Raw genomic sequence first — 16411 nt, 5'->3', positions numbered from 1 at the left:
GGGTGGCTCAGCCCGATGGAGTACCGCAGGAAGCTTGGATACGCCTAGGCGCGGTCCAAGAAATCGTCCGCACCCCCAAGCCGCAAAACAGTCCCTATTTCACCGCAACTTATTGAGAAGATCATTCCTCCCCGCCCGGCTTGCGACGGTTGGCCTTTTTAATCGCGTTGAAGTGCTTGTCATTGAGCCTGCGCTGGCGAGAGCGCAGAGGCACCTTAGTCTTTACGCGTCGGCGCGGTGGACGCCCGCGACGCTCCAGCTCAGCGCGCAGCTTACGCAGGCAGCTCGCGCGATTCTGAAACTGACTACGGCTCTCGCGCGCCGTCACAACAATCCCCGTGGGCCCATGCTTCATACGCACCGCCGAGTCCGTCGTGTTCACGCCCTGTCCGCCCGGACCTGTCGCGCGAAACACCTGAACCTCGCAGTCGCGTGCCAACCTCTCGACCGACATCTCGGCATAGCGCGCATACTCGCGCCATCCCATCTTGTTCTCATCCATATCAACACCTCCCCTCATACAAAAAATGTGACAAAGGGACAGTCCCTTTGTCACATCGCATACCAATCGCTTGTGTTGCGCGCTTAGGCGAAGGTGATCTCGCCGTTCTCGCAGTCCATATCGGCGATACGTGCCAGGCTCTCAACGCGGAAGCCGCGCTTACGGAGCTTATCGCCGCCGCCCTGGAAGCCCTTCTCAACGGCGATGCCAATGCCGGCAACTTCGGCGCCCGCAGCCTCGCAGATCTTAATAAGGCCCTCAAGCGCGCAGCCGTTGGCCAGGAAGTCGTCGATAATCAGGACCTTGTCGCCCTCGGACAGGAAGCGCTTACCCACAATGACCGGGTACTCCTTCTGCTTGGTAAAGGAGTAGATGGTCGTGGCATACTGCTCGCCGTCGAGGTTGATGGACTGCGCCTTCTTGGCAAAGACCACCGGCACGCCGCCAAAATGCTGAGCCGCGATGCAAGCCATGCCAATACCCGAAGCCTCAATCGTCAGGATCTTGTTGATCTCGACACCCTCGAACAGACGGGCCCATTCGGCGCCCATGTGGTCGAACAGCTCAACGTCGCACTGGTGGTTGAGGAAGGCATCAACCTTAAGGACGTTACCGGCCTTTACGATGCCGTCATGGCGAATACGATCCTCAAGCTCCTGCATGGCGCAACCCCTTCTCGCGGCAACGATACCGCGCGATTAATAAACGTTGTTCGATAGTCTACCACGGACCGACCCCCGCCCGCCCCACAAGCCGCATCGCACCACAAACCAGTCTTTTTGGGACAACGCAAATCGTGGCAGACAGCCTCCCAACGCACTAATGGCGGGCGCGCATCTTCACCAAACGCACCATGGCGAGCGCAAAGCCCACAGCGGCCACAGCCATAAGCACGTAGAACACCGAGCGAAAGCCGAACAGGAACACATCCGGACGGCCTGCAACAATACTGGTCACGGCCTCGCCCATCGCCACGCTCATCTGCCCATAGAGGATATGCGAACCTGCCGTAATACCCAGCGCCATGCCCGCATAGCGCGCCAAGCTGCCCAAGCTACCTGCAAAGCCAAGTGCCTCGCGCGGAGCCGAGCCCATATACAGCGAGTTATTGGGACTCTGGAAAATCGACGTACCGCACGACATAAACGCGACGCAACACACGATCACAGGGATAGAAGAGTGCTCGTCGAGCGTGCTTACCGCAAAGAGACCGCACACGTACAAGCCCAGACCGACCGCCGTGGGGCCCTCGCAGCCAACGCGGTCCGAAACCGTACCCGAAAGCGGCCCGATAAAGGCATTCACCATCGGCAGCGCCAAAAAGAGCAATCCGGAAATGTCGGAACCAAAGCCGTGGGCGTCCTGAAAATAGAACGGCAGGATAAACTCGGATGCGCCAATACCAACGAACACGATGAGCATGCAGGCAAGGTTGATGGTGAAGGCCGAATTTGCCAAGCAGCGACGAGCAGCCTCAATCAAGGACATGGGGCGCTCGCCGGCCTCCGGCTTAACATGCGGCAGCGTGTAGAGCCCCACGATAAACGAGATTATGCCAATAGGCAGGTTGATGAGGAAGATACTCTCCCAGGGAAAGCTTGCCACCAGCATGCCGCCGAGCACGGGGCCACACATCATGCCGAGGGCCACAAAGGTCGCGAGAATACCCATGGCACGGCCTCGTTCGCGCGCCGGAAACGACTCGGTGATGATACCCATGTTGTTAGCCATGGCCGCCGCGCAACCGATGCCCTGAACAATGCGTGCCAGGATAAGAACCTCGAGCGAGGCCGAAAGGCCGCACAGCAGCGAACCGACCGAAAAGACGATGACGCCCAGCTGGAACACATTCACCTTGCCGCGCACGTCGCCCAGACGGCCAAACGGCAACATAGCCACGCATGTCGCAAGCAGGTACACCGAACTCACCAGCTGAATGCGATCGAGGCCCACGCCCAGCTCCTTTTGCATCACGGGCAGCGCCACGGTCACGACGGTCGAATCCAGACACACCATAAACGTCATGATGAGCACGGTAAACAGAATCGCCCACTTGTTCTTGCCATGGGTGTCGCCCTCTAGGGCAATGTGCTCGCGGCGCAGCTGCTCTGCGGTTTTCTCCATATCCATCCTTTCGAGTGGCGCAACGCAAAAACGGGGCCCCAATCGCCTGCAAACTGCCGCGATTGGGGTCCCGCCTACGGAATCGGAACGAAAGGTCGCCGAAGCTTTCTGCCAGCATCGGCGCCTTGTACGGAGCTAGCCTAGCACTGCTCGAGTGCCTGCTCAAGGTCGGCAATCAAGTCGGCCGTGTCCTCGAGGCCGCACGACAGGCGCACCATGTCGGCGGAGATGCCACAGGCGATGAGCTCCTCATCGTTCATCTGGCGATGTGTGGCATTAGCGGGATGCAGGCAGCAAGTGCGGGCGTCGGCCACGTGCGTGGCGATCTGGGCGAGCTTGAGGCTCTTCATAAAGGTCTCGGCCGCCGCGCGACCACCGTTAAAGCCAAAGCTCACAACGCCGCAGGTACCGTTGGGCATGTATTTCTGAGCGATGTCGTAGTACTTATCGCCCTCCAGGCCCGGATAGCTCACGAAGCGTACCTTGGGATGACTCTGCAGGAACTTGGCAACGGCCAGGCCGTTCTCGCAATGACGCGGCATGCGCACATGCAGGCTCTCGAGCGAGCTGTTCAAGAAGAAGGCCGCCTGAGGGTTCTGCATGGGGCCGAGGTCGCGCATGAGCTGAGCGGTTGCCTTGGTAATGAAGGCGCCCTCACGACCGAACTTCTCGGCATAGGTCACGCCGTGGTAGCTCTCGTCGGGCGTGGTGAGACCCGGGAACTTGTCCGCATGGGCCATCCAGTCAAACTGGCCGTGGTCGACGATCACGCCGCCCAGGTAGGCAGCATGTCCATCCATGTACTTGGTGGTGGAGTGCGTAACGATGTCGGCGCCCCACTCAAAGGGGCGGCACATCACGGGCGTCGGGAAGGTGTTATCGACCATCAGCGGCACGCCGTGGTCATGCGCGGCCTTGGCAAAGCGCTCAATATCGAGCACGGCAAGTGCGGGATTGGCGATCGTCTCGCCAAAGACGAGCTTGGTATTGGGCTCAAAGGCTGCCTCGAGCTCCTCGTCGGTGCAGTCGGGGGCAACGAACGTGCAGGTCAGACCCATGCGCTCCATAGTATGGGCGAGCAGGTTGTAGGTACCGCCATAGATGGCAGAGCTCGCGACCACGTGATCGCCGGCACCGGCCACGTTAAAGATCGCGAGGAAGTTCGCAGCCATGCCCGAGCTCGTGAGCATCGCAGCGGTGCCGCCCTCCATCTCGCAGATCTTGGCGGCAACCAGATCGCACGTGGGGTTCTGCAGACGGCTGTAGAAGTAACCAGACTCCTCCAGGTCAAACAGCTTGCCCATGTGCTCCGACGTGTCGTATTTCCACGTGGTGGACTGGTAAATGGGCACCTGGCGCGGCTCGGCATCTCCCGGGTGATAGCCGCCCTGAACACATGTAGTACCGATGGTCTGCTCGCTCATATCTAGCTCCCTTGCCTGGGTTACGTTTTATCCGGTTCACGATACCGCTACCCCGCACCCCTCACAACCCATCCCCAAGGTAGGTTAAGGGACAAATTGATCAGGGGTATTTATCTCAAGCCTTGGGCATTTGTTCGATAGATAAAAACGAGGCATACATGAAGCTCTCGATGATTACATGCCCCGTCACGGGTACCATAGGCGGGTACACCGTGAACAAGGAGACAACGATGAAGCAAATCGATACGGCCCAGCTCGACATCAACGCCTGTCAGGCTCAGGCTGCCGAATACCACGCCCGTGGCTTTAACTGCGCCCAGGCCGTCGCCTGCACGCTCGCACCTGCCGTCGGGCTCGACCCCCAGACCGCCTTTACCCTCACCGAGGGATTTGGCGCCGGCATGGGCGGCATGACCGAAACCTGCGGCGCCATCTCGGGCGCCGTGGCCATCATGGGCTTTGTGATGAGCGACGGCATGGAAAACCCCAAGACCAAAGGCCAGACCTACAAACTGTCGCGCGAAATCGCCAAGCGTTTTGGCGAGAAGAACACGACGACCGTCTGCGGCACGCTCAAGGGCATCGGATCGGACAAGGGTCCGCTTCGCAGCTGCCCCGGCTGCATCGACGATGCCGTCGAAATCGCCTGTGATGTACTAAAGCAGCTCGCCGAGTAAACGGCAGCACAGAAAAACGACGGCCGGTGCGCTTGGGATCCATCCAAAAGCACGCCGGCCGTCGCCGTTAGAACTCGGCAAATACGGGAGCACCGACCTCGATCTCCTCGCGCCCCGCCATAAGCTCGCGCATCCTGGCGCAAAAAGACTCCTGCTCCCCCGCCTTAAACACCAAGTGAAGTGTCACGGCATCCGCGTAATCGGTATCCGAAACCTTGGCACCCGAATCCTGCGCCAAGCGAAGCACCTGCTCATACTGCGGATAGGCCACATGCACGTCAACAGGCACGACGCTCGTCATCTCGACGATCTGCCCGGCCTCCCGAGCCGCGGCCACCGCCGCTTGCGTCGCCGCGGTATAGGCGCGTACCAAGCCACCAGGCCCCAACAGCGTGCCACCAAAATAGCGCGTCACTACGCAGCAAACATTTTTGAGCCCCGCGCCGCGCAACACCTCGAGCGTCGGCATACCGCTCGTGCGGCTCGGCTCACCGTCATCGCTTTGACGCTCGCGTCCATCGACCAAAATCCACGCGGGAACATTGTGTCGAGCGTCGTAATGACGTTTGCGAACGGTCTCGATAAAGGCATTCGCCTCATCCTCGGACTCAATATGGACCAGCTGGGCAATAAACCGGCTCTTGCGGTCCACAAATTCGCCCGAAACCTCAATATTCGATTGCAGAGTAAAATAGCTGTCCAACAAAGCCCCTCAACAAAATAAAGCGCAGCAACAAACAGCCTCAATAATACGGCAAAGACAGCACCGTTGACCTCGCCAACAAGAACGGAAACGCCAATGATACCGTCACCAACAGCGAGAACCCGTCAGCGCGAGCAAGGTGCCTTGAAAGACAAGGGCATTGACCTTATGGTCATGCCCGAAGGCTTGAAAGGCAGATTGCCGCGCTGACGGGTTCGCAGCGTCAACAAAGTGCTGAGTGGGCCGATAAGCCGGGTTCTGTCGTGAACGGTCATTTATCTTGTCTGCACGTTACCGTGCAGTTCCACGCACGCTACCCGAACGCGGACCGGGCCGGCCCATAGCGTTCCTATTCGCGCTTGCTCCGGATGGGGCTTGCCAAGCCGCCGTGTTACCACGACGCTGGTGGTCTCTTACACCACCGTTTCAGCTTTTCCCTTTACGCCTTGCGGCGCAGGTGGGAGTCTTCTTTTCTGCGGCGCTTTCCGTCGGATCACTCCGCCCGGCCGTTAGCCGGCATCCCGCCCTCTGGAGCCCGGACTTTCCTCACGTGTGCTGCAAGCAGCACATCGCGCGACCGTCTGGCCCACTCAGCAGTGCAAGAGTGTAACACACCGTTGCCGCAGGCAATGGCACAACGCAAACGCTCGACACGATAAACCAAGAACCGCCATGCGCTACAATGGTCCTGTCGATGGGCAACGTCGTCAGTCGAGACGCGACCGCGCTCCACACCCCTCCGTCTACTCGGTGTGTTCCCGCCTCCTCCCCGAGGCGGGATGTCGGCATTTTTCATGCACTGACAACCCAATAGCCTGTGGACAGCCCGGGCAGCATCGCGCACCTCAGCAGCAAATGCAAAAAAGGGACCCGTCCATTGCGGACAGATCCCTTAAAACAAGTGATCGTCAAACCGATTTACTCGGCGTCGGTCTCCTCGTCCTTCTTCTCGGAAGGCAGCGGGGTAACCTCGATCTCGACGCCCAGAGTCTCAGCAGCAGACTTCATGGACAGGGAGATACGACGACGGTCGAGGTCGATCTCCATGACCTTGACCTGAACCTTGTCGCCCACGTGGGTGACCTGAGAAGGCTGATCGACGTGCTTGTTGGCCATCTCGGAGATGTGCACCAGGCCCTCGATGCCCTCGCCCAGATCGACGAAAGCGCCGAACGGGACAAGCTTGGTCACAGTGCCCTCGACGATAGCGCCGACGGGGTACTTCTTGACCAGTGCGCGCCACGGATCCTCGGTGGTCTGCTTGAGACCCAGGGAGATGCGCTCGCGGTTGAGATCGACGTCGAGAACCTCGACCTCGACCTCCTGGCCGACCTTGACAACCTCGGAAGGATGGTTGACGTGGTTCCAGGAGAGCTCGGAAATGTGGATGAGGCCGTCGATACCACCGAGGTCGACGAAGGCGCCGAAGTCGACGATGGAGGAAACGGTGCCCTGGAGACGCATGCCAGACTTGAGCTTGGACAGGATCTCGGAGCGCTCGGCCTTACGGGACTCCTCGAGCACGACGCGACGGGAGAGGACGACGTTGTTGCGGTTGCGGTCCATCTCGATGACGCGGGCCTCGATGCGGGTGCCCATGTAGGAGGTGAGGTCCTTGACGCGACGGAGGTCGACGAGGGAGGCGGGCAGGAAGCCACGCAGGCCGATGTCGAGGATCAGGCCGCCCTTGACAACCTCGATAACCTCGCCCTCGACGTTCTCGCCGGAGTTGAACTTCTCCTCGATGCGGTTCCAAGCACGCTCGTACTCGGCACGCTTCTTGGACAGGACCAGACGACCGTCCTTGTCCTCCTTCTGGAGTACCAGAGCCTCGATGGGATCACCGAGTGCAACGATGTCTGCAGGGTTAGCGTCCTTGCGGATGGACAGCTCGCGGACCGGGATAACGCCCTCGGACTTGAATCCGATGTCAACGAGCACCTCGTCATGCTCGATCTTAACGACAGTGCCGTTAACGAGATCGCCCTCATCAAAGTCGGTAATCGTACCGTCGATGAGGTTGTTCATCTCCTCCTCGTTGACATCGTCAAGAGAGAAAATGGACGAGTTCTGAATCTCACTCAAAGGTGGACCCCTTTCGAACTACGGGGCCCCGATTGCTAGGACCTACAGAAGGGTGCGACAAGCACACAACGTTTAGGAACACTCGGGAGCCGACAGATACTAATGTGACGCTTATGCAATCACGTTCGTATAGGTTACGGGGAAATGAGTTCGATTTCAAGCGTGAACTGCGATTTTTTACTCGTGTGGAGACTTTTTCGTAATCTTATGAACACACGTCTCCGCAACTTGACGATAACCAGCCAGGCATTCGGCTTTGGGGTAAAGTATCCGGAGCCAACGATTCTAGATCGATTTTTCGAGAAAGGTGCCCGCGTGCTCAAAGCAGTCGTTTTCGATATGGACGAAACGCTTCTCAGCATCAACCTCAACGCGTTCATCCTTCGCTATTTTAAGGATGTCTCTTCGATGCTCGCGGATATCGGGCGCCGCAGCCGCGGTGGCACGATGGCGCGCCTCGGCACCATCCTGGTCGACCTCAACGCCAATCGCCGCAGCGGCACGGACAACCGCACCAATCTTGAGTTTTACCGCACCGAGGTCGAGCACAGGTGCGGCATCTGCCTCTCCGATCCCTTCATCTACGAGGCGTTTACTTACTACGACCGCGAAGTTCTTCCGTACAAGAATGACGAACTCATTAACGCCCACGCTATGCCGGGCGCGCACGCCGCGCTCCAGGCCGTACAGGACGCTGGACTGCGTTGTGCGCTCTTTACCAACCCCAGCTTTCCCCAGGGGGCCATCGAGTGCCGCATGGGCTGGGGCGACCTGGCCGACGCCCCCTTTGAACTCGTGACGCACATGGGAAACGCCACCCGATGCAAGCCCGATGCCACCTACTATCTAGAGCAGCTTCAGGTGATGGGGCTCGAGCCACACGAGGTCCTTATGGTGGGCAACGACCCCAAACGCGACTTCCCGTCCCCCGATTGCGGCATCCAAACCGCCTTTGTGGGCCAGGGCAAGCCCAGCCGAGCCACCTGGCGCGGAACCATGGAAGACTTCGCCCGCGACTTTAACGCCGTAGTAGAAGCCTTCTACGAACACCAAGTAGCCGACGAACTGTCGTAGGACCCCTCCCTCGCTCCAAAAAAAGCGCCACAGGTTGAGCATAAGTCAGCGAAAACGCCCCTAAGCGAGCAATGTGCCTTGAAAGAGGAGGGCATAGGCCTTCTGGCCATGCCCGACGATTGAAAGGCAGATTGCCGCTTAGGGGCGTTTGCAGCGTCGACTGGTTACGCGGTTTGGTAAAACCGCGTAACTAACAAACCTGGGTTTTACCGATCATGATGTTGAGGATCTCGATGTCGGTGTCCTTCATGCCCACGCGGCCCACGTAGCCCATGCTGGCAATCGTCTGCTCGACGGTATCCTGAATGAGACCCTCGCCGGCGCGGAAGCCGCGGCCCTGCATGGCCATATCGTGGCCCAGAATCGCAGCATCAACGGCAGCGGAAATCTTAGCCGCGCAACTCGCCTTGGCGCCATCGCACACGATGCCGCCAACGTTGCCGAGCGTGTTCGAGACTGTCGCGCCGATCTGCTCGCGCGTGCCACCGCACAGCCAGGTAATCGCGGCGCCGGCGCCGCACGCGGCGCAAATAGCACCGCAAAACGCCGAGAGCGCACCAATATAGCTCTTGATATGTACGGCGATAAGATCGGACAGCATCACGGCGCGCACCAGGCGCTCGTGGTCGCAACGCAGGTACTCGGCATACTCCATGACGGGCAATGCGCAGGTAATGCCCTGATTGCCCGAGCCGCACACAATGGCGACCGGCAGCGCGCAGCCGTTCATGCGGGCGTCGGACCCGGCGGCCGCACGGGCACGGGCACGGCAGGCGACGTCATCGGCACGAGCACCCAGCAGCGTACGACCCACCTCGGCGCCCCAAGCGTGCGCAAGGCCCTCGGCACTGATTGCGCCATTCAGCTCAATCTGACGCTCAACGGCAGCACGGGCGTCCTCAATGTCACCGTCCTCGATAAAGTCGATGATGGTCTCGATCGACATGGGCGTGTCGGCGTTATCTGCCGCCCGCTCGGCCACGACGCGCTCGGCGCAGGCGGCACACTCCCCCGCCGACTTGCCGCACACCGGAATACCGTCGAGCGTATGGCACGTGACATTGGTGTGGTGATCGGTAATCTCGACGACCGCGGTATGGCCCCCGGCCGTCGCAGTCACCTTGATGTAGAGGTTGGGCACACCCTCGACAAGCGACACATCGCAGTAGTCCGCATCGGCAAGCAGCTCGGCCACGCGGGCGCGGTCCGCGTCATCGACGCTCTCGAGCACCTCGAGCGCGCTCTTGGCGTCGCCGCCCACGGCACCCAGCACGGCCGCGGCTTCAATACCATGCATTCCGCCCGAGTTGGGCACGGTCACGCTCTTGACGTTCTTGATGATGTTGCCCGAGCAGGCAACATCCATATGATCGGGCTCGCAACCGAGCGTCTGGCTCGCCAGCGCCGCTGCATAGGCAACGGCAATGGGCTCGGTGCAGCCGAGTGCACAGACAAGTTCGCGGTTCAAAACATCGCAAAACGCGGCATCACGGATGGAATCGGTAGGCATAGGTATCTCCTGCTTGCATAACGGGCTGGGCTCTCAAAAAAGTTAGCTCCTTTATTTGATAACAATGCATCAAAAACCGCAACCATGGTTCCGGCAGACGGCGCTCAAGCGCAAACTGACGACATTCATTCACGAGAAGCCAGTCTTGTTGCCTGCTAAAGCGTTTGACCAAAAAACGCTCGAGCGTTTACGCAAAAGTCGCGCTATCATGCAGTCGAACGCGGTAAACACCTTTAGCATTTGCGCCGCACAGACCAGAGAGGAACCATCCATGAAGATCGGTATCGGTAACGACCACGCCGCCGTCGAGCTCAAGAACATCATTTCCGAGCACCTGAAGGAGCGCGGCTGCGAGGTCGTGAACTTTGGCACCGACACCTCCGAGAGCTTTGACTACCCCATCGCCGGCTACAAGGTGGGTAAGGCCGTTGCCAACGGCGACGTCGACCTGGGCATCCTCATCTGTGGCACCGGTGTCGGGATTAGCTTGGCTGCCAACAAGGTCGAGGGCGTACGCGCCGTTGTGTGCTCCGAGCCCTTCAGCGCCAAGCTCTCCCGCATGCACAACAATACCAACGTGCTCGCCTTTGGCGCCCGCGTCGTGGGCTCCGAGCTCGCCAAGATGATCGTCGACGAGTGGCTCGACGCCGAGTTTGAGGGCGGTCGTCACGAGCGTCGCGTTAACCTCCTCAACGAGATCGATCACACGCGCGGCCTTAAGATCGTCGACGAAGCCTAAACTATTCAGTGCCACAAGCTAACAGCAGGGGCCCGCTCGGAACACATGTCCGAGCGGGCCCCTGCATAGATTTTGGAATAAAAGGGCACCGCAGATGGAGTTCCGCGGCGCCCAAGCCACACGCTAACAGCTTTAAGGAGTCAAAGCTGGTTTAGCCAAAGAAGCGCTTGATCTCAATCTCGGCGTTCTCCAGGCAGTCGGAGCCGTGGATCACGTTGGCGTTGACATCGACGGCAAAGTCGCCGCGGATGGTACCAGGAGCAGCGTCAAGCGGGTTGGTAGCGCCCATAAGGGTGCGCATCTTGGAGACAGCGGAGAGACCGGAAACGACCATCTTGACGACCGGACCGCTCGTCATAAAGTCGCAGAGACCGCCAAAGAAGGGCTTGTCGGCCAGATGGGCGTAGTGCTCCTCGACGGTAGCGCGCTCGAGCGTGGTCATCTCCATGCGCTCGATGACAAGGCCGCTGCGCTCAATGCGAGCAACGATCTCGCCGATCTTGCGGTCGCGCACGGCGTCGGGCTTAATCATGATGAAGGTCTTCTCGATAGCCATAAAAGTAGCCTTTCAAGTAGGTTCGCGCGTGCCCAAGTCCCATTCCGGCACCCGCCTGGACTGCATCGTAACAGAGTTTTAGCTGCAGTTAAACAAAAAGCTGTTTATTGAAACGTTGCAATTTATTAAAGCGCTCCATATGTGTCACTTCTGTTTCGAAGCCCGATTAGAGTACCATCCGACCGCCCATCAACCGCATCGAACAGAGCAGGCGGTCGGTTGCCGCCCGCGAACGTAACCCCTTCACAACCTGCCCAAAGGTCCTACAGAAGTTCTCGACAAGCCCCTCCCCCATAGCAACAAAATACGGGCGCCCACATCAGCAGGCGCCCGTAAAGTGAAAACGATTTATCAATAAATGGCCAAAACGGCTTCAGCCAAATCCCTACTTTACCCCGTGGCCCATCTCGACGACCTTAGTCAGCGATCCAAACACGCCCTCGTCGGCCACGAGCTGTGCCTCGGCGCGCTGCAGCTGCACGGCAACGGCGGCAGGGGCGGTGCCGCCCTCGGTCGTGCGCGCGGCGACAATCGACGGGATGTCGAGCGCCTCGGTAATGTCGCGCTCAAAGAGCGGGCTTGCCTCATGGAACACCTCAAACGGCAGGTCCTCAAGATTGCAGCCGCGCTTCTCACACATCAGAACCAGATGCCCCACCACGGCATGAGCCTCGCGGAACGGCAGACCACGCTTAGCCAGGTAATCGGCAACATCGGTGGCGGCAAGGTGACCCACGCCGCACTCGCGCGCCATGGCATCCTCGTTGACGGCCCAAGTCGAAATCATACCGGCCATAACCGACAGGCACTGCATGAGCGTATGGGCGGTATCGAGCGCGCCCTCCTTGTCCTCCTGCAAATCCTTGTTATAAGCAAGCGGCAGGCCTTTCATGGTCACGAGCAGCTGCACCAGGTTGCCATACACACGGCCGCTCTTGCCGCGAATAAGCTCGGCAAAGTCGGGATTCTTCTTCTGCGGCATGATAGACGAGCCGGTGGAGTAGGAGTCTGAAAGCGTGATAAAGCCAAATTCGGAGCTCGACCACAGCACGATCTCCTCGGAAAGACGCGACAGGTGCATCGCCATGACGGATCCGGCGTAATGCAGATCGAGCAGGAAATCACGGTCGGAAACCGCATCGAGCGAGTTGGGAATCACGCCCGCAAAGCCAAGTTCGGCAGCCGTCATCTGGCGATCGAGCGGATAGCTCGTACCGGCAAGCGCGGCAGCACCCAGCGGGCAGTTGTCGGCGGCATCAAAGGCGGCCTTCAGGCGCGTAAAGTCACGCGCGAACATCCAGGAATATGCCAGCAGATGATGCGACAGCAGCACGGGCTGAGCGTGCTGCATATGCGTGTAGCCCGGCAGAATCACCTTGTCGTACTTCTTGGCCGCATCCACCAGCACATGGCGCAGCTCAAGATTGGCCTCCATGAGCTCCTTGGCAAGCGCCTTGACGCCCAGGCGCGTATCGGTCGCCACCTGGTCGTTGCGCGAACGTCCGGTATGCAAGCGCTTACCGGCCTCACCGATGCGACGCGTCAGCTCGCTCTCGATGGACATATGGATGTCCTCGTCGTTGATATCGAAGGTAAAGTTGCCGGCATCGATATCCTGCTCGATTCCGGTCAGGCCCTCGGCGATCGCCTGCTCGTCCTCGGCACTGATGATGCCCTGGGCGGCCAGCATCTTGGCATGTGCCTTAGAGCCGGCGATATCCTGCTTATAGAGATGCTTGTCGACCGGCAACGACGCACCAAACTCCTGCGTGACCTCGGCCACGCCCGCCTCAAAACGACCGCCCCAAAGAGCCATGGAACCGTCTCCTTTCTCCAAATACCAAAACAAGCGCCCAAAGCAATGCGCCATATCGCTAAAGCGATTTTTCAACCGCTAGTTTTGCATATTCCCCACCGTGCGCGAGGCCATATAGCTAATTTGCAAAGAAGTGACGCACCATGCACTTGGCGCCCAACGTCTCCCTCCGGATGTTACCCTGCGAACCGTCAATCCAAGCCTTCAGGCTCATAGGGACGTCCTCGACCTTTGCAGCATCGAGCTCGGGCGCGAGGGCAAGTAAAGCATGCACGACAGCATTGAACATAATGGATACTCCTTATATATATAGGCGCAGGGCCGCCAAATTGATAGAAGGAGCCCCGCCGGACAACCCCGGCGGGGCTCGGACTCAGCCGCAGTCGCGGCGTCATATATGCGGGCGGAACGTAGGGGCCACCGATGTTAAGAAGTGTCAGCAAGCATAACGAAAGGTAGGGACCCCATGCGCCCGTTATGTATCACGCGGATGGGCCGCGCGGATACCAAGGAAAGGAAGACCTAAGCCTGAGCAGCGGCAGAGCTGGGACCCTGGACCTTGGCCCACGTCTTGAGCGACAGCGTATCGATCTCGATAAAGCCGGCGCTGGCCTTCTCGTCAAACGTGGTGTCGCGGTCGTAGGTAGCCAGACCGTAGTCGTAGAGGCTGAAGGGGCTCTTGCGGCCGACGACATGGCAGTTGCCCTTAAAGAACTTCAGACGGACGGTACCGGTCACGAACTTCTGGGTGTCGGCCATAAAGGCATCGAGCGCGTTTTTGAGCGGGCTGTACCACTGGCCGTTGTACACGGCGGTGGCCCAATCCTGCTCGAGCTTGATCTTGGTCTTGAGCAAGTCGCCCTCGACGCAGATGTCCTCGAGCGCCTTGTGGGCGGTGATGAGCGTCAGGGCGCCGGGAACCTCGTAGCACTCGCGGCTCTTAAGGCCCACCAGACGATCCTCGACCAGGTCGAGACGGCCAAATCCGTTGTCGCCCGAAATCTTGTTGAGGGCGATGACGATCTCGGAGAGCTTCATCTTCTTACCGTCGACGGCGACGGGCTTGCCCGCCTCAAACTCAATCTCGGTATACGTCGGGGTGTCGGGCGTGTCCTCGGGATTCTTGGTCATAACCCAGGCGTCGTCGAGCGGCTCGTTCCAGGGATCCTCCAGGTGGCCGCACTCAATGGCACGACCCCACAGGTTGTCGTCGATGGAATAGGGGTTGTCGTTGGCACCCTCGGGAACCGGCACGTTGTGTGCGTGAGCATAGGCGACCTCGTCGGGACGGCACTTCAGATCCCACTCGCGAACCGGGGCGATAACCTTGAGCTCGGGGTCGAGGGCCTTGACGGCAGCCTCGAAGCGGACCTGGTCGTTACCCTTGCCGGTGCAGCCGTGGGCGACGTAGGTCGCGCCAAACTCGTGAGCGACCTCGACGAGCTTCTTGGCGAGCAGCGGGCGAGACAGGGCGGAGAGCAGCGGGTACTTGTTCTCGTACATGGAGTTTGCAGCGATGGCCTTAGTCAGGAACTCATCGGAGAACTCGTCGCGCAGGTCGAGTACCTGGCAATCGAGAACGCCCAGGTCGAGCGCCTTCTCCTTCTTGGCATCCAGGCCGGTCTCCTCCTGGCCCACGTTGCCGCAGACGCAAACGACATCGAGATTCTTCTCGTCCTGGAGCCACTTGACACATACGGATGTATCAAGACCACCGGAATATGCGAGAACGACTTTTTCCTTGCTCATGGCTGTTTCCTTTCGCCCTTGGTAGCTAGTTAGAACATCGGTCAGTTGCAAGTCATTTCAAGGTCATATACCGTGCAATATCAGGTTAAATAGCAAAAATCAGCACATACATGCCCTAGAAACATGCAGCAATGTCGTGCTAAAACCCAACGACCTTAAAATGACTCTGTTGAGGCAATTCGCCCCATGCGGACAGAGACGATTGTTATCGTCGTCGGGAAATTGCGCGCTGGCGTCGGATGGCATTGTCTGCAGTAGTGATGATCTTTACGAACTGCATCTGCCTCTCCTTTCACCTATCGCCGGGCGCAATTCAAATATCGTAAACGGTACCTTTTCCTCGGTAAGCGGCTCTTTTGCCGTCTCCGTTTTCGATGGTCGCTATATTACGCTAAAGTGCCCGCAGCACAAGCGACAAATTCAAATTTCTGAAAAGTTTTTTCATTAGTTTGTGAATAGTGATGCAAATACGCGCCAATCCTGCGAAAATACGCTCGATTACATAGCAGAGGGTCATTACGCCCGAAACAATCTGGAAACGGAAAGGCGCATTTATGCAGACTTATGAATCAGATGCCAATATCGGCAACATTAAGATTCTCGCCGTTGATATGGACAAGACGCTTCTCACCGACGAGCGCGTGCTGCCTCAGGGTCTTGATGAGCGCCTGGACAAGCTCGCCGAGGCTGGAATCGTGTTCTGCCCCGCTAGCGGACGTCCAGCCCCCAAGCTCGAGGAGATGTTCGAGGGCATCAAGAACCGCCTCGCCTTTTGTCCCGATAACGGAGCCTGCGTCATCTATCGCGGCAACTATATCTATAAGAGCAACATCGATGTGGCGCTGTATCAGCAGGTCTTGAGCCGTGCCTCGGAGGACCCGCGCGCCGTTCCCGTCCTGTGCTGCTTCGACGAGTTCTACGTGCTTGCCCGCGACCATCAGTACCACGACGAGATCAGCGTCTACTACAACACAATCAACTACGTCGACAGCTTTGAGGGCATTGATTTCGAGTCCAACAAGATTTCGGTCTTCTTCCCCGGCTACGACGCCGAGCCCGCTTTCCGCGAGACCTATAGCCCCGAGTTCTCGGACAAGCTCTACGTCACCAACGCCGGGCGCGAGTGGATCGACTTTATGAACCTGGGTGTCGACAAGGGCGCCGGCGTCGCGCATCTGTGCGAGCAGCTCGGCATTGATATCGCCGATGCCGCCGCCGTGGGCGACACCTACAACGACATCCCCATGCTCGAGCGCGTCGGTCACAGCTTTATCGTGGACAACGCCGAGGAGCATATGAATGCGCATGCTAAGTGGCGCATTCCGAGCAACAACGACGGGGGCGTACTGACGCTCATCGACGCCATCTTGGCGGCTCGTTAACGTGGCTCGTCGGACCTGGCCGGGCGAGGCGGGTAAGTTTTTCGCTCGGTCAGGTCCTGGGCTCGCTCGG

The 16411-nt window shown here is 59.0% G+C and carries 14 protein-coding genes, 1 other RNA gene and 1 pseudogene; 4 read left to right on the top strand and 12 right to left on the bottom strand.

Annotated elements, in window-relative coordinates; all coding sequences use genetic code 11:
- Window positions 1–121 precede the first annotated feature (121 nt).
- The 4 genes and pseudogenes from AB5767_RS02695 to AB5767_RS02680 form a co-directional block, all read right to left on the bottom strand.
- A pseudogene (locus AB5767_RS02695) lies at window positions 122–433 on the bottom strand (peptide chain release factor-like protein); the annotation flags it as partial.
- Window positions 434–585: 152 nt separating this feature from the next.
- Entirely contained in the window at window positions 586–1164 is a 579-nt protein-coding gene (locus AB5767_RS02690; protein WP_055286127.1) for a xanthine phosphoribosyltransferase, read from the bottom strand.
- Window positions 1165–1321: 157 nt separating this feature from the next.
- Window positions 1322–2626 carry an MFS transporter gene (locus tag AB5767_RS02685; RefSeq protein ID WP_368132421.1) on the bottom strand — a complete coding sequence of 435 codons (1305 nt, stop codon included), beginning with the start codon at window positions 2624–2626 and terminating at the stop codon, window positions 1322–1324.
- A 140-nt stretch (window positions 2627–2766) separates the two neighbouring features.
- Window positions 2767–4050: an O-acetylhomoserine aminocarboxypropyltransferase/cysteine synthase family protein gene (locus AB5767_RS02680; RefSeq protein ID WP_161144717.1), complete on the bottom strand. Its 1284-nt coding sequence runs from the start codon at window positions 4048–4050 to the stop codon at window positions 2767–2769.
- 230 nt (window positions 4051–4280) lie between these two features.
- On the opposite strand from AB5767_RS02680, the gene AB5767_RS02675 reads away from it, so the two are divergent.
- On the top strand, window positions 4281–4727 hold the full coding sequence (locus AB5767_RS02675) for a C-GCAxxG-C-C family protein (RefSeq protein WP_229090749.1): 447 nt from the start codon (window positions 4281–4283) through the stop codon (window positions 4725–4727).
- A 67-nt stretch (window positions 4728–4794) separates the two neighbouring features.
- Here AB5767_RS02675 and AB5767_RS02670 read toward each other — a convergent pair whose 3' ends face one another.
- From AB5767_RS02670 to rpsA, 3 genes are all read right to left on the bottom strand, one after another.
- The gene (locus tag AB5767_RS02670) at window positions 4795–5433 is read right to left on the bottom strand and encodes a YigZ family protein (protein ID WP_192923900.1); all 639 of its coding nucleotides are present in this window, start codon (window positions 5431–5433) and stop codon (window positions 4795–4797) included.
- Window positions 5434–5661: 228 nt separating this feature from the next.
- Window positions 5662–6023, bottom strand: an RNA gene (gene rnpB / locus AB5767_RS02665) — RNase P RNA component class A.
- A 325-nt stretch (window positions 6024–6348) separates the two neighbouring features.
- On the bottom strand, window positions 6349–7515 hold the full coding sequence (gene rpsA / locus AB5767_RS02660; RefSeq protein ID WP_022095232.1) for a 30S ribosomal protein S1: 1167 nt from the start codon (window positions 7513–7515) through the stop codon (window positions 6349–6351).
- A 315-nt stretch (window positions 7516–7830) separates the two neighbouring features.
- On the opposite strand from rpsA, the gene AB5767_RS02655 reads away from it, so the two are divergent.
- On the top strand, window positions 7831–8589 hold the full coding sequence (locus tag AB5767_RS02655) for an HAD family hydrolase (protein WP_368132420.1): 759 nt from the start codon (window positions 7831–7833) through the stop codon (window positions 8587–8589).
- A gap of 190 nt (window positions 8590–8779) precedes the next feature.
- On the opposite strand, the gene AB5767_RS02650 is transcribed toward AB5767_RS02655, so the two are convergent.
- Complete coding sequence (locus AB5767_RS02650; RefSeq protein WP_368132419.1) at window positions 8780–10099, bottom strand: L-cysteine desulfidase family protein; 1320 nt, start codon at window positions 10097–10099, stop codon at window positions 8780–8782.
- A 271-nt stretch (window positions 10100–10370) separates the two neighbouring features.
- Here AB5767_RS02650 and rpiB point away from each other — a divergent pair, with 271 nt between their 5' ends.
- Window positions 10371–10838, top strand: coding sequence for a ribose 5-phosphate isomerase B (rpiB, locus tag AB5767_RS02645; RefSeq protein ID WP_035138007.1), 468 nt, complete (start codon window positions 10371–10373; stop codon window positions 10836–10838).
- A gap of 151 nt (window positions 10839–10989) precedes the next feature.
- Here the strand turns inward: rpiB and ndk are convergent, their stop codons facing one another.
- The 4 genes from ndk to AB5767_RS02625 form a co-directional block, all read right to left on the bottom strand.
- Entirely contained in the window at window positions 10990–11394 is a 405-nt protein-coding gene (gene ndk / locus AB5767_RS02640) for a nucleoside-diphosphate kinase (protein ID WP_055251725.1), read from the bottom strand.
- A gap of 385 nt (window positions 11395–11779) precedes the next feature.
- A complete protein-coding gene (gene argH, locus AB5767_RS02635) occupies window positions 11780–13210 on the bottom strand; it encodes an argininosuccinate lyase (RefSeq protein ID WP_368132418.1) in 1431 nt (476 codons plus the stop codon).
- Between the two features lie 118 nt (window positions 13211–13328).
- Entirely contained in the window at window positions 13329–13499 is a 171-nt protein-coding gene (locus tag AB5767_RS02630; protein WP_161115562.1) for a hypothetical protein, read from the bottom strand.
- Window positions 13500–13732: 233 nt separating this feature from the next.
- On the bottom strand, window positions 13733–14959 hold the full coding sequence (locus AB5767_RS02625; protein WP_368132931.1) for an argininosuccinate synthase: 1227 nt from the start codon (window positions 14957–14959) through the stop codon (window positions 13733–13735).
- A 554-nt stretch (window positions 14960–15513) separates the two neighbouring features.
- Between AB5767_RS02625 and AB5767_RS02620 the strand changes: the two genes are divergently transcribed.
- On the top strand, window positions 15514–16341 hold the full coding sequence (locus AB5767_RS02620; RefSeq protein ID WP_368131433.1) for a Cof-type HAD-IIB family hydrolase: 828 nt from the start codon (window positions 15514–15516) through the stop codon (window positions 16339–16341).
- Window positions 16342–16411: the final 70 nt, after the last annotated feature.

The sequence above is a fragment of the Collinsella aerofaciens genome, from assembly GCF_040926265.1.
Lineage (GTDB): Bacteria > Actinomycetota > Coriobacteriia > Coriobacteriales > Coriobacteriaceae > Collinsella > Collinsella aerofaciens_BB.
The sequence above is the reverse complement of the archived record's forward strand: the minus strand, read 5'-3'. Positions and strand labels throughout refer to the sequence as shown.